Consider the following 26,599-nt stretch of genomic DNA (forward strand, 5'->3'; position numbering starts at 1 on the left):
AAGGAGGTAACATGTTCAAAAAATTTGTAAAAACATTCATTATTATTTTAGTTATGATTCATCTGGTCGGTTCAAATTTAATTACAAGTCCTATCATAGCAAATGCTGCTTTGAATAAGAATTCACAAAAATGGGGTAATGATTCGAATCAAAAGAAGCAATCAATATTTAATATTTTTTCTGAAGTAGCCAATATACTGGGAGTTAATGAACAGGTCATCATGGATAAAGTGAAAAGCGGTATGAGTTTAGGTGCAATTGCTGAAAGTTACAATGTAAGCCAATCCACATTGTTAGATCAACTTGAAGAGAGAATTGATGAAATTCTTTATGAGGCTTTAAAAGATGGGACAATTACTCAAACTCAGGCGAATAATTTAAGATCTTATTTAAGATCAATGTTAAAATTATTAGTGGAAAATAAATATACAAGTTCAAGTAATGCTTTATCAGCACCAGAGAGCGTTACTGCAATATCAAAAAGCAAGTCAAGTATTACATTAACCTGGAGTTCTGTTCCAAAAGTAACCTATTATTATATTTATAGAGCAACATCAGTAAATGGTTCATATAGAAAAATTGCCACTGTTAAAACGGGAAATTATACAGATAAGAAATTAAGAAAAGGAAGCACTTATTATTACAAAGTAAGAGCTGCTAACAGATATGAAATAAGCCCTTATTCATACACCATAAAAGCTACTGTTGGGAATAAATACAGTAATCTGAGTGCTCCAGGTGGTTTTGAAGCCAAAACAATAAATGATTCCCAAATATCACTTCGCTGGAATTCTGTAAAAAATGCATCAAGTTATTATATATATAGAGCAACTTCTGTTTCCGGGAATTATAATAAAATAGCTGCTGTAAATGGAACAACTTATACCGATAAAAGCTTAAATCAAAATACTACTTACTATTATAAAGTCCAGGCTTATGATGGGAAGATTACCGGCAGTTATTCTTTAGTGGTTCAGGCTACAACTTATGAAATTAAAAACATACCAGCTCCAGTGAACCTTCAAATTACTAATATAAGTGATGATGAAATAACTTTTAAATGGAATAAAGTCAATAATGCAGATTATTATTTCATATATAGGTCGAGCTCAAAAACTGGGTCCTATAGTAAGATAGCCACTGTTGACGATACTGATTATATGGATGAAAAACTGTCTCAAAATACTACTTATTATTATAAAGTGAAAGCTTATGATGAGGGAAAAACCAGTGATTATTCTGCCGTTATATCAGCTACGACCAAAAATGAAACACCATTAGTTCCTCCGGTGAATCTTAAAATTACTGAAATAAGTGATGATAAAATTACGCTGAAATGGGATAAGGCAGACAATGCAGAATATTATTTTGTGTATCGGTCCAGTACGAATGATGGAATGTTCAGCAAGATAGCTACCGTAACAGATACTGTTTATACAGATGATAATTTATGGAGAGGTACTACTTACTATTATAAATTAAAGTCTTATGATGATGGAGAAACCAGCGAATATTCAGGAATAGTATACGCAACCACAGAAGTACAATAATAGCTATATGCAATATATATATCCTATGATATATATTTAAAATAGAGGTTATATGTAAGAAAAAGCGGTCATTGCAAATGCAAAGACTGCTTTTTTCATGGATAAATGTAAAGGCTTTTATTTGAGGTTTATAGTTGTTGATTCGTGTAACAGTGAATGAATGTAAGAACCTGTTTTTCTTCGGAGAAGAAATTAGCATTTTTAATGATACTAAAAAAATAACCTATAAAATATGTAATGATAACAATAAAAATCATTAAAATAGAATATCCCAAATAGATTGTCCTATTATTTTTCATATAATACTTTAATATGGAATAGAACAGAATAATATAATACAATATAAAAGAAAGTGAAATCGTGATTGAACCAGCTAGTATTCTTAATTGTACTTCATCTGCTAATGAAAATACAACATTGGATTTCACTGTACAAAATGGTATCTCGCTTTGCTATTGAGTTTTTTTAAAACATAGTCCGGAGATTTGCATTTATTTTTAATTGTTTATGGAATATAATGTATGTAATATACAAATCGGAGGTGATGAGTGTGAAAAAAACAGGGCGCAATATTTTATTTGTCTTTGGGACGGCAAGTCTGTTACCCATATTATTTATAGGTATATTCTTAACAATTCGTATGCGTAAAATGGCATTTGATCAGTCATTAAAAGAAGCAAAGGCTGAGATTTCCCGTGTGGAGAGCAGAATGGAAGAAACTCTTCAATTTATACATACCATTGAGAATGCTACTATCTCAGATGCAAAAATTAAATCAGTGATACAAACAGATTTTCACTCACCACTTGAAGTATTTAACAGTTATTCCGAAAATAATTTCTTAAAGAAATATGAACTGACATATTCAGATATAGCCGATATACGAATTTATGTAGAGAATGAGACTTTATTAGATAACATGGATTATATGAGGGCAACTTCTGAAATTAAACAAATGAGCTGGTATCAAAAAGCAATCAATCTAAAAGGAAAATCTTTTGGGGAATATTATAGAGAAGGGCCTATTATAAATAAAGATTATTTTATGATTAGCCGTTCTTTTCATTTAAAAAAAGACAAAAGTGGTGTTATGATGATTCTGGTAGATCTAAGAAGAATTAGTAATGTAATTCAATCAGAATCATTTAATTTATTTCTGCTGGATTCAGAATACAGAGTACTTACATCAAAAGGTCATATAAAGAATGGACAAAAAATAAAAGAATTAGAAAGTAATAAAATTCTTGACGGACAAACGATGTGGACAGATGATTTTTCAGGTAAAAAGTCACAATTCATAATAAAAACCATAGATCAAAGTATGCTTTCTACACCTCTTTATTTGGTATCAGTAATTCCAATTGATCAAATGGTAGCAACTTCAAAAGCGGCAGCCATCTTTGGAATATGGGTCGTCTGTTTAAGTTTGATAGGAGGACTGGCTTTAATATTTGGTCTGTCAAGTTTAGCATCTCATCAACAGGAGCAATATTATTTATTGTATAAGGAGCAAATGAAGTTTCAAGTTTTGGCAAGCCAGGTAAATCCACATTTTTTATTTAATGTATTGGAATCTATAAGAATGAAAGCTCATTTAAAGGGAGAGAATGAGATTGCAACGATTGTAAAGAAGATGGGAGCCTTAATACGAAGAAATCTGGAAATGTCAAATGACTATATTACATTAAGGGAAGAATTGTCATTTGTTGAGGATTATTTATTGGTTCAAAATTTCAGGTTTGGAAACAAAATACATAGCAATATTCATTTCAGCGATGAATTATTAGAATTGACAATATTGCCACTTACAATACAGCCAATTGTGGAAAATTCTATTATTCATGGGCTAGAAGGGGTAAAAGAAGCAGGTACCGTAACAATTATTGGAAAAATAACCAATGGAAAACTTATCATTACTGTTATAGATGATGGAAAGGGAATTGATATAAATAAAATACAAAATTTACTTAATAGTAATATAAAAACTGAGGAAGAAAAAAGAATCGGTATTTTAAATATATATCAAAGGATACGTATTAAATTTGGAAAGGCTTATGGTTTGACAGTAGAAAAGAATCATCCCAGAGGGACAATTGTTCACCTTATTATGCCTATCATAAAAATGAAGAACAAGGAGATTTCATATGATATGGAAGATGAAAGTATTGGTAATTGATGATGAACCTAATATTCGTGAAGGTCTTAAAACTCTAATTGATTGGGAACGCCTTCAATGTATTTTGGTTGGAGAAGCAGAAAATGGTGAAGAAGGCCTTGAAAAAATCTTATTACTTCATCCTGATTTAGTAATCGTGGATATAAAAATGCCAGAAATTGACGGTATAGAACTGATAGAAAGATTAACCAGGAAGGAAATAGAGACTGAGTTTATTGTATTAAGTGGATATCAAGATTTTGGATATGCCAAAAGGGCAATGGAATGTGGTGTGAATCATTATATCTTAAAACCAATTGATGAAGATTTATTAGAACATAAAGTGATTGATATTTACACAGTCTGGAAAAATAAAAAGATGAATGAACTTGCTTTAAAGCGCCAATGTCAACTTTCAAAAGAACAGATGATTAAATATATTGCATTGGGTCATGAAGATGTGGAATCATATATGACTGATATGAATTATGAAGAATTAAATAGATGGTATGAACTGGATTTGCCATGGAAATTTTATACGATTCTCTTATTAGATGGAATTTGTGGTTTGGATTTTAAAGAAAGACATTTGATTAAAAAGGCATTAGCACAGCTGGGTGATTATAGACTTTCTTTTGAATCAGAGGGACTGATAGGAATTCTGGTAAAAAACAAAAATTATAGTAATAACTATGGCAGCCTGTTTTTTTTAAGAGAGAGAATAAACAAGCTGATTCGTAAAGAGGTACTTATAGCAGTGGGTATTACTGTTGATAGTTTAGATGAAGTAGGCCAATCCTTTGCTTTTGCAAAATATCTTATTGATCGTCGTTTCCTATACGAGGATCAGAACATTTTACATAAGCAGATGACCTTAAAACATAACAATGCAGAACAAAATACATCATATGCAGAGAATGGGGAAATGAAATTATATCAGGCGGTATGTACCAATCAACAAGATGAGGTCAATGATCTTTTAGAAGGTATGCGAGGTTACATGGAAACAAGTGGTTGGGATTCTGAGAGAATTAAAGCATTTTATTTAAATGTTTATGTAGGTGTTATGACTTCTTTAGTGGAACATCAGCATGGTTTATTGGAGAGGGAATTTTTAAATCCTAAAGTATTTGAAGAATTTTATCATCAATCGAATCTTTTTAAACTTCATGGATTTATAAAATTTCAGTTTCTTACTATTTGTGAATATATTGATGAGATGAAACCCCAAAATACATTAGGTAAGGTAATTGATTACATAGAGCATCACTATAAGGAAGATCTAAAAATTGAGACATTGAGTAAAATTTTTCATTATAGCAGCAATTATTTGGGAAAACAGTTTAAAAAGGAGACAGGGAAGTCTTTCAATTCTTTTTTAGATGACTTGCGAATAAAAGAAGCAGAAAAATTATTAGGAAATTCGAAATTAAAAATATATGAAATAGCTCAAATAACAGGTTTTCACGATCCGGATTACTTTGCAGCGAAATTTAAAAAACATATGGGAATATCACCTAAAGAATACAGAATATTTAAATCTTAGTTTATTATGACTTATTTTTAGGGAGTATATAGCGAATTAATCAGGTGTCCTTTAGACACCTGATTTTCTATAATAATGAATGAAAGAAGGAAGAAATGGGGGAGCTTAATAATGAATCATCCAGGATATAAAATACATAAAAAAACATTTATTAAGACAATTGTAAAACAGAGGTATCTAATATTAATGGTATTACCCTTTCTCATATGGATTATTATTTTTAAGTATTTACCACTATGGGGATGGTTAATGGCTTTTCAGGATTATAGACCCAAAGCAGGTATGGGAATCTTTGACTATCCATTTGTAGGGCTAAAACATTTTATAGCATTATTTCAAGATCCAATGTTTTATAATGTAATGGGCAATACTCTTGCAATGAGTTTTATGCAATTAATTTTTGGGTTTCCCTTACCCATACTTTTTGCGATTTTATTAAATGAAGTAAAGAGTATCAAGTTTAAAAAATTAGTTCAGACAAGTACCTATTTACCTCATTTTGTATCATGGGTTATAGTAGCAGGTCTATTTACAACTCTTTTAGCAAGGGACGGAATTGTTAATGAGATGCTTCTATTGATTGGAGCAATAAAAGAACCAATATCATTTTTGGCATTGCCCAGATGGTTTTGGGGAATTTGTACCAGTGCCGAGATCTGGAAAGAACTAGGATGGAATTCAATTATTTTTCTAGCTGCAATTGCGGGTATCGATCCTACTCTTTATGAAGCAGCAAAGGTAGACGGGGCAAGCAGGTGGCAATCTATAAAACATATTACCATTCCGGGAATTATTAGTACAATACTTGTTATTCTGGTTCTTGATATTGGTTGGATTATTAGCATTGGATTTGAAAAACAATATTTATTGGGAAATTCTATTGTGCAGGATTATTCTAAAGTACTAGATCTATATATCCTTGATTATGGGATTAAATTAGGGCGGTATTCCTTTGGAACAGCCATAGGAATCTTTAAATCAGTGGTTAGTATTATACTGCTTTTTTTTGCCAATCAATTGGCAAAAAGGTGGAATGGCCAAACGGTTATATAATCTATGAAGGGGAGTGAATAATATGTTATTTCGAAAAAGAAAAAAGAGTATAAAAGACAGAGTAGTGGATGGGCTCATTATATGTGTTCTCCTTTTGATTGTTATCGTTACGATTTATCCTTTTTTAAATGTATTAGCGATCTCTTTTAATGATGCCAATGACACTATAAAAGGCGGCATTCATATCTTTCCAAGAGTCTTTACATTAAGAAATTATGAAGAGGTTTTTAAAGATCCTATTTTAATTACTGCATTTATAAATTCTGTGATTCGGACAATTTTAGGGGCAGGCCTTGGAGTGATTAGTACCATGATGGTTTCCTATGTCATCAGCAGAAAAGACTTTTTTGCAAGGAAAGTTGTAGCAAATATATTTGCAGTTACTATGTATATTAGCGGAGGTATGATTCCGGAATTTCTACTTATGAAAGAGATGGGGATGATTAATTCATTTACCGTATACATATTACCAGGAATTATTGGAGTATATTATATTTATATCGTAAGGTCCTTTATAGACGGTTTGCCTTCTGCTTTACAGGAAGCTGCATGCATTGATGGCGCCAATGACTTACAGATATTTACCCGTATTATACTTCCTCTGTGTAAACCTGTAATGGCTACCATTGGGTTATATTATGCAGTATCCCATTGGAATTCCTGGTTCGATACTTATATATATAATAGTAGTGATTCAAATCTTACGACGCTTCAATATGAATTAATGAAAGTACTGAATAATTCCAATACAGCAGCCTCGGGTCAGATGTTAAGAATGAAGCAACAGGCTCAAACAGTTCATGCAATATCACCACAATCTATTCGTATGGCAATCACAATCGTTGCTACTGTTCCTATTTTGGTAGTATACCCCTTTGTACAAAAGTATTTTGTACAGGGCATGACTTTAGGAGCAGTGAAAGATTGATTGTATAAAATGTGTAGTATAATGGAGGGAAGGATCATGTCAGGATTTATGAAAAAAGTTTTCACACTCAGTCTTTGTCTTATGATATTTACAGCACTTATTAGTGGGTGTAGTAAGGATAAGAATGTTATATCAGAAGTAGGCGGGACAGATGAAAACACTCCTATTACATTTACGTATTGGAGTGCAGATACCACAGCAGGGCAGTTGGATGATGGATATAAAAGCCCTGTATCACAAAAAATTAAGGAACTAACTGGGGTAACCTTAGAGAAAGAATTTGCAATCGGAGATCCCAGAGAAAAATTGTCTTTTATGGCAGCCAGCGGAGAGTATCCAGACTTTATATATGCACTGGAGTATTCCAATATTATAGTAGATGCAGGAGGATTTCTAAAACTTGATGATTTAATTGAAGAATATGGGCCTAATATTAAGAAATTATATGGGGATGACCTGACTCGTTTAAAATACAGTGAAAAAGATCCTTCCATTTATTTCTTAGGTCTGCCAACAGTGAATCAAGTGAAATATGAACCAGAAACAGGTTTTCAACTTCAATATGCTGTTTTAAAAGAATTAGGTTATCCTAAGATGGAAACATTACAGGATTATGAAGATGCCATAAAAACGTATATGGAAAAATATCCAACTATTGACGGTAAGCCAACCGTTGGATTATCCTTATTGGCGGATGATTGGCGCATTAAAATATCTGTTACAAATCCTGCTGTTTTTGCAACTGGTGGGCCGGATGATGGAGAGTGGTATTATGATAAAAATGCCAGTAAAGCTCAGATTCATTTAACCCGCTCTGATGAGAAAGAATATTTCCGGTGGCTCAATCATATGAATGACGTGGGACTTCTCGATCCAGAAAGTTTCTTCCAGAAATATGATCAATATCAGGCTAAAATAGCGGAAGGGCGGGTGCTGGCATTGGCAGATGCAAAATGGGAATATGTTGATGCAGAACAGGCACTTGTTGCAGCAGGAAAAGCAGAAAGAGGATATGGAATGTTTCCACTTGTGTTAAATGATTCCTATACTTATGCCGATTTTAGACCAGTGGGATATACTGGAGGGTACGGTGTTGGTATTAGTACCAGCTGTAAAGATCCTGTTGCAGCTATTAAATTCTTAGACTGGATGTGCTCTGATGAAGCTCAGGTGTTAGCTCGTTGGGGGATTGAAGGTATACATTATGATATAGTGGATGGAAAACGTAAGTTTAATGATGAAACTTTTAAATCATGGTCACAGGATGTTGATTTTGCAACAAGAACAGGTATTGGCATCTATTCCTGGCCATGGCCTGGATATGGTCAGGGAGCAGTTGATGCAAACGGAGACTATTATAGTCCTGTTTATAAACAAAGTATTATTGATACTTACACAGAACCTGAAAAGGAAACATTAGAAGCTTATGGGGCAGAAACATGGAAAGATATTTATCCTCAGGAAGAGGAATTTGAAGAAAGTCCTTATGGTGTATTATGGCAGATTAATATTCCTTCGGACACGGATGCAACTGTCATCATGCAAAAATATGATGAAATTACAGCGAAACGTATACCGGCAGCAGTACTTGCAGAGCCAAAAGACTTTGATAAATTGTGGGATGAATATCAGGAAGAATTAAGGGCTATAGGAATAGAGCAATTGGAAGAAGAATTTAATAAATTGATACAGGGAAAAATTAATCTTTGGAATAAAAAATAATGAATAAAGATGGGCTGTTGCAAAGCAAATTTAAATATATGCATTTTGCAATAGCCCCTTCTCAAATGGAGGACGTATGAAACCATTAAAAATTGTTGTAATTGGCGGGGGTAGCAGTTATACCCCAGAACTTGTGGAGGGTATTATTTTACATAGGACTACCTTGCCGGTAAAGGAGTTAATCTTAGTTGATGTATTAATGGGAGAAGAAAAAGTAAATATTATTACTGACTTAGCGAAAAGAATGTTTATAAATGCAGAAATGAATGTGGATGTAAGTTATACCCTTAATAGAAGAGAAGCTTTAAATGGTGCCGATTTTGTATTAACTCAGTTGAGAGTCGGAGGTTTAGATGCTCGTAGAAAGGATGAACGGATTCCTTTACAGTATGGTGTGATTGGACAGGAAACAACTGGTCCGGGAGGATTTGCAAAAGCAATTCGAACCATACCAGTAATGTTAGAAATCTGCCGGGATATGGAGAATATCTGCCCGGATGCCTGGTTAATTAATTTTACAAACCCATCGGGGATAGTTACAGAGGCGATACATAAATATAGTAAGGTAAAGTGCATCGGATTATGTAATGTGCCTATTAATATGCATTATGATGCAGCAGAAAGATTAGGCGTGAATCCGAAAGACCTTTACTGCGAATTTACCGGTTTAAATCACTTGAGTTTTATGACTCATGCATATTATAATGGTGCAGACCGATTACCGGAGATCCTTGGTATAGACGTGGAAGAAGGAATCGTGGAAAATATTAATAAAATAGAAGAGATGGACATTATTGCAAATCAATTAGGTTTCATGCTATCTCCTTATTTACAGTATTTCTATTTTGAAAAATCTATGATTCAGGAAGAACTTGAGAATTTACATTCAGCAAAAGGGACACGGTCAGATGAAGTTTTAGAGGTAGAAAAAGGATTATTTGAGTTATATAAGAATACAGAATTAAATATAAAACCAGAAGCACTTTCCAAGCGGGGAGGTGCCCGTTATTCTGAGGCAGCTATTTCACTTATAAATAGTATATATAATGACAGTAATGAATTACATGTAGTAAATGTAATAAATCATGGAACTATCCCTGAACTGCCACAGGATAGTGCTGTTGAAGTTAATTGCATTATAAATAAGCAAGGGGCGACACCAATTCATATTGGAAGTCTTCCGACTACTATAAGAGGTTTGGTAGAACAGGTTAAAATGTATGAGACTTTAACTATTAAAGCAGCGGTAACCGGTGATAGAACAACAGCGTTATTAGCACTCCTAAATAACCCATTAATACATGACGTTATGGATGCTAAGAATATACTGAATGATTTACTGGATGCCCATAAAGATTTACTTGATAATTTCTACAAAGATAAAATGGGGAGGAAATAAACATGTGGCTTTTAGGACTGGATGCAGGTGGAACGAAAACCCATTGCGTAATTACCGACGATAAAGGTAGCATAGTAGCAGAAGGTTTTGGGGGAGCTGGTAATTACCAGGTCTGCGGAATTGAAAAAACAAAAGAATCCATATTAAAAGCTATTGATGAAGCGCTTAATCAGTCTGTATTAGAAAAAAAGAATATCTGCCACGCTGTTTTTGGAATGGCAGGGGCTGATGATGAAATGGACCTGGACATATTAAATCCTTTAGCCCATAGTATTATGGGGGATGTTCCCGTGGATGTTGTAAATGACACTTGGATTGGTTTGCGATCTGGTGCTGATGACAATATTGGGATTGTATCCATCTGTGGTACAGGAGCAGCACATGCCGGGCGAAATAAAAAAGGAGAATCTCTTATATTAAGAAATTTAGATTATGAGCTTGGTAACCGTGGAGGGGGAGGAGACCTTGTGAGTAGCGCTCTTCACTATGCTTTTCGTTCTAATGAGGGAACATATTTAAAAACTTCTTTAGAAGATGAGATGAAGAAAATATTTAAAGCAAAAACAATGGATGATATTTGTTATATCATCCGAAATGAAGAGATGTCTGATGAACATAGATATCAAATCCCTATTGCTGTCTTTCAGACTGCCAGAAAAAGGGATCCGGTGGCTGTAATGCTCCTTGAAGAAATGGGGCAGACATTAGGACAATATGCTTCGGGAGTTATAAAGCGACTTCACCTGGAAGATGAGAAAATACCAATGGTTTTAATTGGAAGTCTTTTTAAAACAGGTGAACCGTTATTCATCAATGCCTATATGAAGGAAGTGCTTCAAACAGCCCCCTTTGCATACCCGGTATTTCCAACTAAGAGTCCGGTAATGGGAGCAATCGGACTGATAATTGACCAAAGGAAAGGATGTTAAGGAGAATGGATAACATTGGATTATTTCCACACCCACATAAATTTGAATTTTTGAATGGTTTCTTTAGGATAAGGGAAAGTACTGTTCTTATTCTCAATGAAACATTGATTTATAAAAAATGGCTTATGGATTTGCAAAAACACATTGGGAATGAGATTGGCATCTTAGTACAAGTTGGTACCAAACCTGTAGTGGATGGCAATCTGGTAATGTTAGAGGCTAAAGAAATAAGTAGTGAATCAAAGGAAGCTTATGAATTAGAGATCAATGAGCATAGTATTGTCTTAAAAGGACAAGAGGAAGGTATATATTATGGTTTAAAAACGTTAAGGCAACTGATCACAAGATATAAAAACAAGCTGCCGGCGATGAAAATGAAAGATGAACCGGCATTTCCTAACAGGGGGTGGATGATTGATATATCGAGAGGCAGAGTTCCCAAAATGGAATACCTTATGGAGATTGTAGATATTGCATCGGATTTTAAGATTAATATGCTCCAACTATATATAGAACATACCTTTATGTTTGATTTTACTTCAGAGATCAATCTTGGGAAAGATGGCCTAAAGGCAGAAGATATCCTAATATTAGATCATTATTGTAAGGAGCATATGATACAATTAGTGCCTTGCATTGCGACCTTTGGTCATTTATATGAAATATTAAAAAGTGATTCCTATAAGCATTTATGCGAATATGAGAATTTCCCTAATGAGCCTTATAATTGGATGAAACGTCAATTACATCATACCCTTGATTGTACGAATCCAGGATCTCTGGAATTTATAAAAAAAGTACTGCATCATTTTGTTCCATTGTTTCGCTCACCTCTTGTAAATATTTGTGGAGATGAGACTTTTGATATTGGAAAAGGCAAGAATAAGGATTTAGCAAAACAAGTAGGTGCTACTAAATTATATATAGATTTTATAAAAAGCATTATGGAAATTATTGAAGGTATGGGGAAAAAGGTTATGTTCTTTGGGGATATGATTATAGAGCATCCTGAATATCTGCAGGAACTTCCAAAAGATATCGTTTGCATGAACTGGAATTATGAGCCTGATGTTACAGAGGACGCTACATCTGCCTTTAGTAAAGCTTTGGTAAAACAATATGTATGTCCTGGTACATTAGGATGGAATAGGGCACTTAATGATTATGAGGGAGCCTTTTTAAATATTACCAGATTGATCCGGTATGGGCAGAAATATAAGGCAGACGGTGTATTGATTACAGAATGGGGAGACTTTGGCAATATTAATTTACTAAGTACCTCACTCCCCGGTTTCATACTGGGAGCTGCCATGGCATGGAATCCTTCCAAGGAGGACTCTTTAACTCTGGAGGAATACAACAACGAAATTATAAGCTTTTTAGGATTTGATGGTATGGAGCATCTAAATCCATTGCCCTTACTGGCAGAGATATCAAATAATATGCATATAACATGGGAACATCTGATGAAATGGTATTTTCATGTATCTTTTGGTGAGGTATCCTATGGTAGTACTCATGAATCTATTGAAGACTCGGAATATACTTTTTATAAAGAAACCATGGCAAAATTAGATATTTTAATTGAAGAACTGGAAGGCTGTCAGAGCAAAGTATACAGTAAATTAGATATTTCCAGAAAACGTGACTTCAATGAAGCTGTCCATATGGCTAAGTTGGTTAGATTGTGGCAGCATGTTGGGTACATGATAAAGGCTTTTTATTTTGATAGAGATAATAATAATCTGGATGATGAGAAACTAAGGAGAAAAGCTGATAATTTAGCCGCCCAATTGGAAAAATGGCAGATAAAATATGAAGAGCTATGGCGTGGGAGAAATAGAGAAAGTGAGTTATATCGTATTCGGGAGGTTATGACTGGATTGTGTCATTATTTACGAGACCCCAAAATCATAAATCCATAATCAGTATTTACACGACACGGGCAAATATGATTTGAGGATTTCGTATAGATGTATTTTAATACAAAAAATAAATGTTGAATAAATGATTACTCATATACCCCAATATTTATTATAGAACTGTATTTTATAAAAATCGTTAGAACTTCTTTGTTAAAAAGGTTCTGACGATTTTTTGTATTGGAAATGGCTCTGCAAGGAATTGGAAGGTGTATTTAAGGTTGGGACAGAAATATGCCTCAGTCAATTACAAAGCAGGACTCTTTAGAGCTGACTCTTTACATAAAGCGATTAGATCTTTTGCGGCCTGAGTCAAATACTTATTTTTATGCCAGACGATATAATGTTTCCGATTAAAACTTTCATCAGTGATTTCCCGAGTAAATACAGTTTGGGATGCAATATCCTGCTGGACTAGTATTTCCGGCAGAATGGAAATACCAATTCCCTGACTTACAGCTTTTATAATGACCTGTGTGCTGGCGCTTTCCCAAAGGGGACGTACTTTAAGACCATGGATAGCAAATACATTATCCAGAAAAGTACGTCCTGCACTGTCTTTTTCACGTAAAAGGAAATCGTATTGGACCAGGTCATTAAGAAAAACCTGTTGTTTTGAAAGCAGAGGATGTTGAGGTGGAAGGATGAGCTTAAGACAGTCACCTGTGAATGCTTCCATAATCAGTCCGGATTCACTGATACCACCTTCAATTAATGCCAGATCAAGTTTATTTTCTAACAGTGCCTGTTGTAAGTTACCTCCATTGGAGACAGTCACTTCCACCCTTATGTTAGGATGTAATGAGCGAAAATGGCATATAAATTCAGGAAGAAAGTAGTTCCCCAGAGTGATACTCGCCCCTATACGCAGGATACCAAAGGTATCCCAATTACGCAGTCCTTTCTCCACCGTGTCAAAGGAGTCTACAATATGTAATGCCTGTGCATATAGCATTTTTCCGCTTTCCGTAACAGAAAGCCGCCGGTTAAACCGTTCAAACAGGCGTACTCCATAGTATTGTTCAATTTCCTGGATGACACGGGTGACGGCAGGCTGCGTCATGTGCAGATGCTCCGCAGCTTTCGTAATGTTCTCCAGGCGATATACTTCTAAAAATATTTTCATGTGGCGAATTGTCATATTGGCACCCACTTTCTGTTATAACTAAAATGCTATTGTTTATATAAAATAATAGCATTTTACACATATAACTGCAAGGGGTATGATAGATATGAAGGAGGAAGTGATATGGAACTGGAAAAGGATATAGAACTGCAAAGTGACATAGGAGAAAAAGAGGTAGAAACACACAAAAGGACAGATGCCAAAAAAGAACATAGAGGGAAACTATTGATAACCTTGTTCTTAAATACCTTGTATATCAGCACCTTTACATTTGGAGGAGGATTTGTAATTATCACGTTTATGAAACGTAAATTTGTAGATGACCTGAAATGGATCAATGAGCAGGAAATGTTAGATATGTCCGCTTTGGCACAATCTTCACCGGGAGCAATTGCAGTGAATGCTGCAATTCTGATTGGATGGAAGATATGTGGTTTTCCCGGTATGATCGTTGCTGTCATCGGTACCATTCTTCCACCAATGGTTATTCTTGCTGTCCTCTCTTTTTTCTACACGGCTTTTGCCGGTAATGGTTATGTAGCACTTTTATTGAAAGGAATGCAGGCCGGTGTGGCAGCAGTGATTCTGGATGTGGTGTGGGGACTTGGAGGAAATGTGATTAAAGAAAGAAGTAAACTTAGTATTATAATAATGCTAACAGGGTTTGTTGCTGCTTTCGTATTTGATATAAATGTTATTTACATCATTTTAGCAGCCAGCATGATAGGGATATGCAAGGCCATTTTACCGAGAAGACAGGGGGTCAAATCTTGATTTATATTCAACTTTTTATTAGCTTTTTGCAAGTTGGCTTATTCAGTATTGGAGGAGGATATGCTGCAATGCCTTTAATCCAAAGCCAGGTGGTAGAAACACATGGATGGTTGTCCATGAATGAATTTATTAATCTCATTACTATTGCCGAAATGACGCCCGGCCCCATTGGAGTAAATGCTGCATCATTTGTAGGAACCCGCATTGCAGGAATGGGAGGGGCGATTATTGCAACTTTTGCCTGTATTCTGCCTTCCTGCTTCATTGTCTCATTACTTGCTTATATTTATGGCAGATACAAGCAGGTATCTGCACTTCAGAATATTTTAGCCTGCCTGCGACCTGCTATTGTTGCCCTAATTGCTTCAGCTGGGTTTTCAATTCTTGGCACGGTTGTGTTTAACGGAAACCACATTCAACTCAGTTCTGTTGATTGGATTGGAATCGGTACTTTTATCGTAGCATTTATTGTCCTGCGTAAGTGGAAATGGAATCCAATATTGGTTATGAGCCTTTGTGGGGTGGTTGGACTTGGTCTGAATTTATTAATGGGGGGAATTCCTAAATGATTTGGAAAATTAAGAAAGGCATCTTAAAAAGCAGATTATATCATATGGATGATACTGTCGTGGCTGTAATTCAATACAGGAAAGGCAGTTGTTTCATTAGGGATATGGACGGCAAATTGCTGTGGACAATTACAGAAAAAGAATCCCTTCATCTGACAGTGCGGGGAGGCGCAGGCAATGGAGAAGGGAAAATCTATTTATCAAAAACATCTTTGCTGATTCAGCCTCCTCGGGCAGAACGTTTGTGTTTATATTGGAAAGGGATGGAAATCACAATGAAGCAGCTTGATAATCGAGAGATCATGATTCTTAAACAGAATAAAATGATTGGACATCTGACTGGTTTGCTAAGGCACACAGTCTTAATTGAGCTGTCAGATACGACTACGGATGAATGTGCAGCACTTCTATATGCTTTGGCAGACAGAATGTTCCGTGAGGATGATATTGAGATCGTATAATTACAGAGTGAATAGAGGAATCCTCCATAACTCCATAAAAAGCCCAAGGGTTGATTTGCTAAAATATGGGTGATATAATTAGATAAATTGCAAGCTGTTAATTGGCTAAATTAATTCTGATTCTGGGAAATGAGAGAAATAAGTATGAAGGAAAAAATGAGTACGATATTTAGAGGAAATAAAAATTACTATGAAGAAATAAAACAATATAACATGATAGATGGCATTCTGGCTATTGTTTTATTTTTATTTCACTATGTTCTATATTATTTTATGGGATATCTGTATTTGACCAGGAACATCTATCTGGGTGAAATTCTTAACATGACTTTAGTATTGATAACAATTTGGATTGTAAAGTTGAGAAAACAGAAACTCAGTAGTATTGGCATCACGAAATATATGCTAAAACAAGCTATCATAATGGGCTGTATCACAGGATTTCTTTATCTGTTCTTTGGAGCAATATTGCCAGGTATTATTCAGGGTAGGGATTGGAATTCACCACTCACAATTTTAAATAAAATCTTTTTCTTCTTTATTATCATTGGATTTGTTGAAGAATTGATTTTTAGAGGCTTTATTCAGACAAGACTTCATGGACTGATACATAATGAGATTGGAGTAACAGTAATTGCTGGTATTCTATTTTCTCTGATGCATATACCTTTTCAAATGGCTTTGGTGGGTATGAGTACATTTCAATATATATATAATAATGTGATTACATTGCTTATATTGATAGTGTGGCATATTGTATTTACCTTCCTATATAAAAAATTTAATTCTATTGTGACTGGCACGTTATTTCATGGATTCATGGATATGTGCAGTGGGTTATTTAGGTAAGACATTTCATCTTATAATTAATAAAAATCGTCAGAAACCTTTTCTTAAAAAGGCTCTGACGATTTTTTACATCATACTGGAAATATATAGTAGATGCAAAAATGATATTGTAGTATAATAGCAATTAATTAAGTTTTAATATTAGAAATTGTAAAGTTCTAAGTTTCACTATTAAACACAGCATTGTAGAAGGGGAAGAAACATGAAAAAGAATTTATTATTTATAGGTATGTTGTTTTTAGGAGCTTCAATGATAATTAGTTCTCTTATTTTATCAGCATCTATCAAACAAGGAAACCAGTTGACTGGTTCATTAACTGGTTCCTTTAATATGGCTGGCTATTCTGGTATAGATAGTGATATTCTGATGCCCTATGGAGCTGGGATTATACTGGGTTATGATCCAGATACTCTAATTCAAGATATAGAAAACGGGAAATTAGAAGGAATTCCTTTTACTAAAATCGGAGATAATTATATATTTAGTAAAAAAGTATTAGAGGAATGGGTATATAGTAAAATAGAGGATTAATTCACGGTTGAACGAAAAAGTTGATTATGCTGGGGGAAAGTAAATGAAAATATAATGTATTATCATAAAGGCTGATTGGGAGTACTATTCCAATTGGCCTTTTTATACAGGAATGTAAACTATTACCGATACAAGGGAAAGTAAATCAATGATATAATCATATTTTAAGAGAGCCAAAAATCCAATGATAATCATGTTGTTGGTTTTGGTCATTAAAAGAATTTAAATATACTAGATTAGGGAGATAACATGGAGCAAAGGGACAAAACAAAACAGTTAATTCATAAAGATGAGAAGAAATATTTTATTCTTTCTTTCATTGCAAGCATTATTATTTATGGGCTGATATTATTTAACATTGAAGCATTTATTTTTCTTGTGTTTTTTACAGTAATTTTGGCTTTTACTAATGGAATTATGATGGCACAAATACGTTTGAACGGTGTGCGAATCAGCCCACAGCAAATGCCTGGGGTATATGAAGAGGTTGAAAAACTATGCAGGGCAATGGAAATACATAAAGTTCCTGATGTATATGTAATTGAATCGGGTGGCGTTTTAAATGCATTTGCGACAAAGTTTTCTGGTAAAAATATGATTGTTATATATTCTGAAATATTTGATTTAATCGATACGGATGATAAAGAAGCTTTATCATTTGTTATTGCCCATGAGCTCGCTCATATCAAACGCAGACATGTAGTCAAACAAATGTTTATTTTACCGGCTATGCTATTTCCTTCTCTTGGTAAGGCTTATTCCAGGAGCTGTGAATATACCTGTGACAGGTTTGCGGCTAATTATACTAATAATATAGAAGCAGCAGTGAATGGCCTTACTATTTTGGCAGTGGGGAAAAAACTGTTTAAGAGAGTTAACAGAAACGAATATCTGTTGCAAAGGAACATAGAAAAGGGGCTTTTTGTGATGTTGGCTGAGAAAAACTCTACTCATCCGTCTTTACCCAAACGGATTGAGGAAATTCAACAGTTTTTCAGTCCTTCACCTGCTTCTGTCACAGTACGACCTAAGATAGCAATTAAAATTTTGGCAGGACTTACGACCTTCGCAATTTCTTTAGCAGGGGTTGGCTTTTTGTTTGGTGATGATTTAATGGCTAATATTCCATATATAGATGATATCTTCAATTTTAGTACTGCCTCGGATGAGGATGGGATGGATATGATTGATGCGGTTGCAGCAGGAGATGAGATAATGGTAGATGAGCTATTGAATGCTGGTACTGATCCTGATATAGCAGATATAGAAGGATGGACACCCTTAATGTGGGCGGCCCAAAATTCTGATATACAGATGATTCAAAAATTATTAGAAGCCGGTGCTGATCCTGGTAAATTGAATTATAATGAAGAAACAGCTTTGGATTTTGCCATATACCAGAATAATGTAGAGATCATAAATACTTTGATACTGGCTGGTGCTGACCCTGATTTGGCTGACTCAACCGGATGGACTCCTTTGATGAATGCTGTGTCTTATGAAAGTATCGAAGCAGTGAAAGCCCTACTGGAAGCAGGTGCCAATCCAGACCTCAAGGATGAAAGTCAATATACAGCTTATTTATATGCGGTAAAATATAATTATAAAGAAATTGCTGATTTATTAAGAAAATAAGATGAGTGAAATTAGCCTTATACTTTATAATAGTAGAAACAGATAATAAAAAATTGCCTCAAAATATTTACTAGAGGCAATTTTTTTGTACTATCCTTGTGATAATTGATTTTTAATCAAGGTTATGTCATTAGCAGTAGCAGGTTGGGCTGGTTGATAATATCCCTTTTGTTTAGCTGTCTGGTAAACTTTATACTGCCGTTGTTCATCCATATTCCTCATTTCCTGGAATGTTTGGCGTAATTGAGGATTGTCGGTTTCAGAAATGACTGCGGCATAACCTGTCAAACTTCCCTTAATCATAGACAAATAATCATTCATAATATCTTTTTCAGTCATAATATAAAAATTACCTCCTTATTGTAAAAATGTCATTAGTTTCTGTTTGCTTTGTCTTGCATCATTAGCATCTGTTTTTAGCATTTGGCTAATATTAGGATCTTGGCATTGTTGTGCCATATCATCTAATTTATTAGCTATAGTTCCGTGTGCACCGATTAAGTGCCTTAAGTTCTGTAATTCCATCTGATTTAAATTTGTCATGTGATTTTTTCTCCTTTCAATTCTTTTACATTTCTATTATTGGGAATATTGTAATTTCCTATTCTGAATTTCTATTTTTTATTGTTCACACAAATTATGTATCTAGGCCGATAGCATTTTTGTCACAATCAGTAATAAAAAGTAAAATTTTACAAAGGAAATTATTGACATATAAAGAAAAATAGCATAAAATTACCATATAAGGAGGAAAATCATGTTCATCCGCCAGGTCAACAGCAGGAACAAAAAGATGGTTGGGATGAACATCACGGATCTGGAAACTTATAGAACTTGTAAAAAATTTTTAAACAAATAAGATAAGGGGGATATACTATGCATTCTTTAAAGAAATCTTTAACAAAATCACTGGCATTAGTAGTAATGCTTGCTTTATTATTCTGTAACTTGTTTACAGGGATACCTGCAAGCGCGGCTGCCAGAGGAGCATGGGCTCCAAATACTGCATATGCAGTGACTGATACAGTAACATATAGTGGAAGTACTTATACTTGCCGCCAGGCACATACTTCCCTCGTAGGTTGGGAGCCATCCAATGTTCCGGCTTTATGGGAAAAAGGAGGGGGTGGAACTACACCACCGCCAACAACCCCACCAACAAACGGAGTGATATTCTATGCAGATATAAACTATGGTGGAACAGCAATAACACTGGGAGTAGGTAATTATACACTGTCTCAGCTGAACGCAAAAGGAATTCCAAATGACTGGATGTCCTCTCTCAAGGTTCCTGGCGGATGGACTGTTGAAGTATATGAGCATGATAATTTTGGAGGAACAAAATGGACCTATACTTCAAGTTCTTCCTGGGTTGGCAGCACTGTCAATGATAAAATGTCATCGGTTAAAATTTATACCGGTTCACCAACTCCTTCAGTAACAAAGCCTTCCGAAGTTCCAAGCAGCATATGGACGTATACAATGAATGTGGATAATAAGTTTGGTAAAGGCGGAGATTTTGCTCTATTATTGTGTGCTGTCATCAAGAAAGAAAGCAGCTTTGGAGCAGGATTACCAGGCAGTCCATCAGCCGGTGACGGATTAATGCAGGTGGAACCAAACACACGTAACGCTTATTTATCTCAATTCAGCTCAAAATTTGGCCGTGCCTATAATCACAGCAGTGAACAAGATCAGGTATGCATGGGAGCAATGATTTTAGATGAAAAGATTGCTAAATTCGGCAACATATATAACGGTTTATTGCACTATAACGGAGGAGATTACTGGTATCCGGGAGCTACAGATTCTTATGGCCGTCCTATTCTTGCAAATCAATATGCAGATGCAGTTTACGCTACATATAAGGGCTATGGGGGCAAGAACTAAGTCGTTATTTTATTGACTACTCAAGGCATAATGAGGGGCTAGCTGCTCACCTACTGCTAGATGCCAGAGCAGATGAAAAGAAAAATAGCTGGTTTATTTTAATTTGAAACTGTAGATTAATTAGATTTTTGATATAGCAATGAATATTACAACAATATTCATTGCTATATTTTTGTAAGTTGATATGATACAATAATTGTATATTAATGAAACAGAATCTACCTGTTTATTCAATAGCATTAAGTTTATTAAACAGCTATTATAGGACAATGTGAAATACTAATATATTAACCAGAGTAAACTTGTGATATAGAAGGAGAAATACAATTATGAAAAATTCTGAAATAAAAGAGAGTATACTATTCCAGCTAGACATGTGCTGGAAACTTTATCTTTATCATATAGACAATCTTGAGGACACGGAGGTATTATGGGCATTCAGCCCCACGGGACTGCAAGTGCACAAGCAGGAAGATAGTTGGTGTATAGATTGGCCTGAGACTGAAAGTTACGAGATTGGACCGCCCAATATTGCATGGACTATGTGGCATATTATATATTGGTGGAGTACAGCATTGGATTACAATTTTGGAGATGGCACATTAAGAAAGGAAGATGTTCCTTGGCCGGGAAGTGCTGAAAAAGCAAAAGCAACAATAAACTTACTGCATGATAAATGGGTCTCTGAATTAAACAATTTATCGGACGAAGATTATCTATCTAATCAGTATGCCAAATGGCCATTTGAAGGCAGGAGTTTTTCGGACATTGCATTATGGTTGAATGGGGAACTAATGAAAAATGTAGCGGAAATAGGTTATGGAAGATTCTTATATGCAACTTGTACGAAATAGCCTTCATATATATGATTTTGTGTCAGATTATGAGCATTGTTTTAAAATTTTAATTGGATGTTTTTGGGTGAAAATTTAGTTCACAAAGTATTTGAACTTCTTATGAAATCACAAGGACAGGAGAGCCCATTGACGATATTATCTAGAAGCGGAAGATGGTCGGGAGCAGCATTGTTATTTCTTATACTTGCTTTTGCAGGAATTTTTGTTTGATTTTACGAAAAGACAGTCATATCTGGTAATTAGAACAATAGAAATAAATATAAACCTATCAACTATTAATATTCGGGTGATAGGTTTTTCATTTCCAATGAAATATATATAAATTATTAATAATGATATATGGATTGATTAAATTGATATCAATATAGCTAGTATCGTTCTGCCAAAAAGTATCAAATAGGTAGTATTTAATTTTCAAAGTAATACCATATATGTTAATAATTTTTTAATGATTATTATCTAGGGAAAATAGCTGAGTATAAAATATTGGCCAATATAGAAATTCTTCAGTTGATTCAACTTTAATGATTAAAAATAATCTTATATAAATAAAAATGGTGAATCTTATAATGAAGCTGATAATAATTGTATAATTGAATTTAAAAAAGTTTAATAGAATTGAACTATTTAAAATATGCCAAATCAATTGTTAAATGTAACGACAAAGTAGAATTATTACGTAGGAAAGGAGCTAGCTATTTTAATTTTACAAATGACGACAGTATGTTATATTAAAAAGATTAAATGGAAAATAATGTTTGACAAGGGTCGAAATGAAATGTTACTATTATTTTGTCAATTTATGCCAAGGGGGATATAAAATTGAAAAGAAAGATAATATCATTTTTACTTGTATTTACACTTATAATGTCAATGTTACCAGTTCAAACTTTTGCGGGCCAAACAACAGAAAAAGAGTTACTTCAAATACAGATGTTAGAAAATGAAATAACTACGCCAGCAGCTATTCAAATTGTACCAAATAAATACATAGGTGATGGTTATGAAGTAGAGTTTAAGGTAAATAGTAAATGGCCTGGGAATTTCAACGGAGAATTAAGATTAACGAATACAGGGGAAAAGACGTTAGAGAATTGGACACTGCAGTTTGACTTTGCTCATGAAATAAGTAATATATGGAATGCTCAGATAATGTCTCGTGAAAATGGTAGCTATATTCTAAAAAACCTAGAGTGGAATCAAGATATAGCACCAGGTAAAAATGTATGTATTGGTTTTACTGCTAAGTGGGAGGATAGCATTGTACCACCACAAAATTATAATTTACTTATTGCTAAGCAAGAGGTAGAAGAAGTTGATTATACAATCAAGTTTAAAGTGACAAGCGACTGGGGACAAGCTTTTAATGGAGAAATTAGCATTACAAATAATACAGAGGAAACAATAGAAGATTGGATACTGGAATTTGATTTTAATAGAAATATAGAAAGATTTTGGACTGCAGAAATTGTAGAACATGAAGACAATCATTACATAATAAAGAATGCAGGGTATAATGCAAATATAAAGCCTGGTCAAACAATTAAATTAGGCTTTGCTGGTAATCCTGGGAAAGTAGATAACGAACCAACAGAGTATAGGCTGAGCCAGGTTAGTCATAAAGTAGAAAAGGAAATTGATTATCTCAAAGATACAGATCAAGATGGATTAACTAACTATTTAGAAGAAAAAATTGGGACTGATAGTGAGAATTCAGATACAGACGGTGATGGATTGCCAGATGGTTATGAGTTTTATACTATAGGGACTAATCCATTAGAAAAAGATAGTGACTTTAATGGTGTAATTGACGGAGATGAGGATTTTGATGGAGATGGTCTAAATAATCTTCAAGAGTATTTATTAAACGGAAATCCTTTTATAGCAGATACTGATTTGGATAGATCAGATGACTATGAAGAGCATTTGTTAGGTACTAAATTAGATGAGAGAGATACAGATTTTGATGGTCTTGAAGATGGAAAAGAAATGGAATTAGGTGTAGATCCACTTAATCCAGATACAAATGGAAATGGTATTTTAGATGGTGATGAAATATTTGAGATAACTAAAAGCCCATCAAGGGAAGAAACAGATGAGAATATAGTTCCAACGATTAAAATAGATTTACCAGGAGAGCTAATTGATACACTAGAAATAAGTAAAGTAAATGGTGATAACTGGTATTTACCTAAAGAAATGCCAGGGTATATTGGAGCAGGTTATGAATTTAAGCTCGGGGGAAACTTTGAGGAGGCTGAACTTACCTTTAAATTTAATGAAGAGTTTTTGGATATACCAGGGTTTGAGCCAGCAATTTATTATTGTGATGAAGAAAATCAGGAAATGGTTCTATTAGAAAATCAAGAGGTTGATTTAAGAGAGGGTAGTGTAACCACTAAAATTAATCATTTTTCAAAATATATTCTACTTAATAAGACAGATTTTGAAAAAGGTTTTAAAAATGACATTAAGCTTCCAACAGGACCTAAGAGCTTAGATATTATTTTTGTAATTGACCGTTCATATAGTATGGAATGGAATGATGCTAATAATATTAGAAAAGAAGTATCTAAAAAGCTCATTTCTTCTTTAGCAGTGGAGGATAGAGTAGGTGTAGTGAGTTTTTCAAAATACGCTTATAATTTATGTAGCCTAACGACTAATAAGTTAACAGCATGTGTAGCGATTGATTCTATTGTCAATAATAATGGATATGGTAGTGATGCGGGTACTGCGCTACATAGAGGGTTAGATACTGCCTTAAGTCAATTTGCAACAAGTGATGATAATGCCTACAAAATTATTGTAGCATTAACTGATGGTGAAGACACAGATTCAGGAAATTATAATACTATTATTAATATGGCAGTAAGTAATGATGTTATCATTCACACAGTTGGGCTTACAGCTGTTGATGAAATGTTATTAAGAAGAATAAGTTCAGCCACAGGTGGAGAGTATTTTATCTCAGAGAATGCTGAAGGATTAAGAGAAGAATTTGAAAAAATAAAAGATATTACTGTAGACCTTATAACGGATACCGATGAAGACGGTCTAAGTGATTATCATGAACAAAGAATTAGAATATTCAATGGGACCTATAGAAATACTAATATGTACAATCCAGATACAGATGGAGATAGATTATTAGATGGGCAAGAGATTTATCCAGTATATCAAATACTTAATGGTGTAAAAACAATTCGTTATTATAAGTTATTAAGTGATCCAACAAAGAAGGATAGTGATGGAGATGGTATTGGAGATGCTATAGATCCAGAAAAGATTTGCTTTAATGTTACAGATAGAACACTTGCGTTAGTTGCGGGATTAAGTTATTCGAACTTATCAAATAAGACTGGCAAAACAATTGGAGAACTTATTGACTCAGGAGTTACTTTTGAAAATTTAGAAAATGAATATGCAGCAGAAATAAGAGATGCCAAGATTATATATAGTAATGAGTCTGGTATTGGTTGGTGGGGAGACTTTGGAGACCGTGGTTTAGGTAGTGTAGTAGTACAAATTTCTAGACCTGGTAAGAACGATGCTATTATTTATGGTTTACGTGGTACAGAACCTGGAAAGGACACAACTAATGATGCATTAACTGACCTTGTATTAGGTTTAGGTTGGAGTTCGGCACAATCAGATGTTGTATTTGGAGAATATAAATCTCTCGCAGCTAATAAAAACAGGGATTATTTTATTAGCGGGCATTCATTAGGGGGTAGATTAACACAGGATGTTATTTATAAAGTTTATAATAGTAATGAAGGCTTTTTAGGGGTGCTGAATAAAGCCAATATTAAAGAACCAATACATTCAGCTACTTTCAATGGACTAGGTTATAATAGATTGGTATATAAGACCTTAGAAAACGATATCTTGCGTCAATATAAGGATAAACTACATAATTATTATTATAAGGGAGACCTGGTTGGACAGTCATTGGGTGCGAATCCATCTGGAACGTTTGTTCGCGCAGGGAAGGACTTTGGACCGTGGATTGCAAAGGATAAGAATGGTAACGCCATTCCTATCAATGATTGGATATATGAAATGACCAAGGTTCATGGTATTAAACTATGGCACTATGACTCTAATTTAAAATATTCTAGTATAGATATTATACAATAGGAGGGTTAGTAATGAATAAGGTGCTAAACATTTTCAAAGAAAAATGGTATTTGCTTGTGATTAGTCTAGTAATTAGTATACCTATGATTTTCATGGGTATGATGGGAATTTGGATTATTGGAATGCTCACACAAAGCATAATAGCGGGTGTGTTAATAAGCAGTTTAGTTGCTACATATATTATTACTTTGCCACTCAATTCAATATGTGGACATATTGACAACCTCATAGGAAAGGGGATTGCAATTAAGGTAAGAGTTATTATATACATAAGCTATTACATTGTGTTTGGAAGTATTTTGTTTATGCTAGGAGTAAGAAGATAATAGGTTATTTCATGGTATTTGATGAGCAAGAAGGCGTCAAGGGGAGAGACAATCCTTTTGATGCTTTCTTGTTTGGGAGGAATTTCGGGTCAGTTTGAAGTTTTCTTATAAATGGTGTAAATTCTGGTTTTTACCTCAAATCTTTGCTTCACTGGTAGCGTTTATTCCAAGTACAGTAGAAGATACATTAACAAGCTATCATAGTCGGCTGTGTTACAGGATTTCTTTATCTT

22 protein-coding genes are annotated in these 26,599 nt (G+C 34.2%); 19 read left to right on the forward strand and 3 right to left on the reverse strand.

Translation table 11 applies throughout. The features are described 5' to 3' along the window. Positions 1–11 precede the first annotated feature (11 nt). The 9 genes from EDD66_RS03060 to EDD66_RS03100 all read left to right on the forward strand — a co-directional run bounded on the left by EDD66_RS03060 (position 12) and on the right by EDD66_RS03100 (position 13,207). Complete coding sequence (locus EDD66_RS03060) at positions 12–1,550, forward strand: fibronectin type III domain-containing protein (protein WP_123608095.1); 1,539 nt, start codon at positions 12–14, stop codon at positions 1,548–1,550. A 550-nt stretch (positions 1,551–2,100) separates the two neighbouring features. Continuing rightward, complete coding sequence (locus EDD66_RS03065) at positions 2,101–3,726, forward strand: sensor histidine kinase (protein ID WP_170164227.1); 1,626 nt, start codon at positions 2,101–2,103, stop codon at positions 3,724–3,726. Next, the gene (locus tag EDD66_RS03070) at positions 3,695–5,251 is read left to right on the forward strand and encodes a response regulator (RefSeq protein WP_123608097.1); all 1,557 of its coding nucleotides are present in this window, start codon (positions 3,695–3,697) and stop codon (positions 5,249–5,251) included. Before EDD66_RS03065 ends, EDD66_RS03070 begins: the two co-directional genes overlap by 32 nt. Positions 5,252–5,500: 249 nt before the next feature. Next, positions 5,501–6,304 (forward strand): ABC transporter permease, encoded by an 804-nt coding sequence (locus EDD66_RS03075; RefSeq protein WP_243115285.1) that lies wholly within the window; start codon positions 5,501–5,503, stop codon positions 6,302–6,304. Between the two features lie 22 nt (positions 6,305–6,326). After that, positions 6,327–7,232, forward strand: coding sequence for a carbohydrate ABC transporter permease (locus tag EDD66_RS03080; RefSeq protein WP_123608099.1), 906 nt, complete (start codon positions 6,327–6,329; stop codon positions 7,230–7,232). Positions 7,233–7,268: 36 nt separating this feature from the next. Next, complete coding sequence (locus EDD66_RS03085; protein WP_207667743.1) at positions 7,269–8,954, forward strand: ABC transporter substrate-binding protein; 1,686 nt, start codon at positions 7,269–7,271, stop codon at positions 8,952–8,954. Positions 8,955–9,030: 76 nt separating this feature from the next. After that, positions 9,031–10,353, forward strand: coding sequence for a 6-phospho-beta-glucosidase (locus EDD66_RS03090; protein ID WP_123608100.1), 1,323 nt, complete (start codon positions 9,031–9,033; stop codon positions 10,351–10,353). A gap of 2 nt (positions 10,354–10,355) precedes the next feature. Further along, on the forward strand, positions 10,356–11,282 hold the full coding sequence (locus tag EDD66_RS03095) for a BadF/BadG/BcrA/BcrD ATPase family protein (RefSeq protein ID WP_123608101.1): 927 nt from the start codon (positions 10,356–10,358) through the stop codon (positions 11,280–11,282). Between the two features lie 5 nt (positions 11,283–11,287). Next, entirely contained in the window at positions 11,288–13,207 is a 1,920-nt protein-coding gene (locus EDD66_RS03100; RefSeq protein ID WP_170164228.1) for a beta-N-acetylhexosaminidase, read from the forward strand. A 244-nt stretch (positions 13,208–13,451) separates the two neighbouring features. Here EDD66_RS03100 and EDD66_RS03105 read toward each other — a convergent pair whose 3' ends face one another. Beyond that, positions 13,452–14,345 (reverse strand): LysR family transcriptional regulator, encoded by an 894-nt coding sequence (locus EDD66_RS03105; protein WP_123608103.1) that lies wholly within the window; start codon positions 14,343–14,345, stop codon positions 13,452–13,454. A gap of 108 nt (positions 14,346–14,453) precedes the next feature. On the opposite strand from EDD66_RS03105, the gene EDD66_RS03110 reads away from it, so the two are divergent. From EDD66_RS03110 to EDD66_RS03135, 6 genes are all read left to right on the forward strand, one after another. Next, positions 14,454–15,104: a chromate transporter gene (locus EDD66_RS03110; RefSeq protein ID WP_123608104.1), complete on the forward strand. Its 651-nt coding sequence runs from the start codon at positions 14,454–14,456 to the stop codon at positions 15,102–15,104. Continuing rightward, on the forward strand, positions 15,101–15,673 hold the full coding sequence (locus EDD66_RS03115; protein WP_123608105.1) for a chromate transporter: 573 nt from the start codon (positions 15,101–15,103) through the stop codon (positions 15,671–15,673). The genes EDD66_RS03110 and EDD66_RS03115 overlap by 4 nt, the downstream gene beginning before the upstream one ends. Then, positions 15,670–16,134 carry a hypothetical protein gene (locus EDD66_RS03120; RefSeq protein ID WP_123608106.1) on the forward strand — a complete coding sequence of 155 codons (465 nt, stop codon included), beginning with the start codon at positions 15,670–15,672 and terminating at the stop codon, positions 16,132–16,134. Before EDD66_RS03115 ends, EDD66_RS03120 begins: the two co-directional genes overlap by 4 nt. A gap of 144 nt (positions 16,135–16,278) precedes the next feature. After that, on the forward strand, positions 16,279–16,983 hold the full coding sequence (locus tag EDD66_RS03125) for a CPBP family intramembrane glutamic endopeptidase (RefSeq protein WP_170164229.1): 705 nt from the start codon (positions 16,279–16,281) through the stop codon (positions 16,981–16,983). 202 nt (positions 16,984–17,185) lie between these two features. Next, entirely contained in the window at positions 17,186–17,515 is a 330-nt protein-coding gene (locus EDD66_RS03130; RefSeq protein WP_123608108.1) for a MerR family transcriptional regulator, read from the forward strand. 249 nt (positions 17,516–17,764) lie between these two features. Beyond that, on the forward strand, positions 17,765–19,150 hold the full coding sequence (locus EDD66_RS03135; RefSeq protein WP_123608109.1) for a M48 family metallopeptidase: 1,386 nt from the start codon (positions 17,765–17,767) through the stop codon (positions 19,148–19,150). Between the two features lie 90 nt (positions 19,151–19,240). Here the strand turns inward: EDD66_RS03135 and EDD66_RS03140 are convergent, their stop codons facing one another. Both EDD66_RS03140 and EDD66_RS03145 read right to left on the reverse strand, forming a co-directional pair. Then, positions 19,241–19,489 carry a spore coat protein gene (locus EDD66_RS03140; protein WP_123608110.1) on the reverse strand — a complete coding sequence of 83 codons (249 nt, stop codon included), beginning with the start codon at positions 19,487–19,489 and terminating at the stop codon, positions 19,241–19,243. 18 nt (positions 19,490–19,507) lie between these two features. After that, positions 19,508–19,693: a hypothetical protein gene (locus EDD66_RS03145; protein ID WP_123608111.1), complete on the reverse strand. Its 186-nt coding sequence runs from the start codon at positions 19,691–19,693 to the stop codon at positions 19,508–19,510. 333 nt (positions 19,694–20,026) lie between these two features. Between EDD66_RS03145 and EDD66_RS18630 the strand changes: the two genes are divergently transcribed. The 4 genes from EDD66_RS18630 to EDD66_RS03165 all read left to right on the forward strand — a co-directional run bounded on the left by EDD66_RS18630 (position 20,027) and on the right by EDD66_RS03165 (position 26,366). Continuing rightward, positions 20,027–21,040 carry a carbohydrate-binding protein gene (locus tag EDD66_RS18630; protein WP_123608112.1) on the forward strand — a complete coding sequence of 338 codons (1,014 nt, stop codon included), beginning with the start codon at positions 20,027–20,029 and terminating at the stop codon, positions 21,038–21,040. Positions 21,041–21,369: 329 nt separating this feature from the next. Then, positions 21,370–21,894 (forward strand): DinB family protein, encoded by a 525-nt coding sequence (locus EDD66_RS03155; protein ID WP_170164230.1) that lies wholly within the window; start codon positions 21,370–21,372, stop codon positions 21,892–21,894. A gap of 825 nt (positions 21,895–22,719) precedes the next feature. Further along, entirely contained in the window at positions 22,720–26,040 is a 3,321-nt protein-coding gene (locus tag EDD66_RS03160; protein ID WP_123608113.1) for a cellulose binding domain-containing protein, read from the forward strand. A gap of 11 nt (positions 26,041–26,051) precedes the next feature. After that, positions 26,052–26,366, forward strand: coding sequence for a hypothetical protein (locus EDD66_RS03165; protein WP_123608114.1), 315 nt, complete (start codon positions 26,052–26,054; stop codon positions 26,364–26,366). Positions 26,367–26,599: the final 233 nt, after the last annotated feature.

Source organism: Mobilisporobacter senegalensis, from assembly GCF_003752155.1.
Lineage (GTDB): Bacteria > Bacillota > Clostridia > Lachnospirales > Lachnospiraceae > Mobilisporobacter > Mobilisporobacter senegalensis.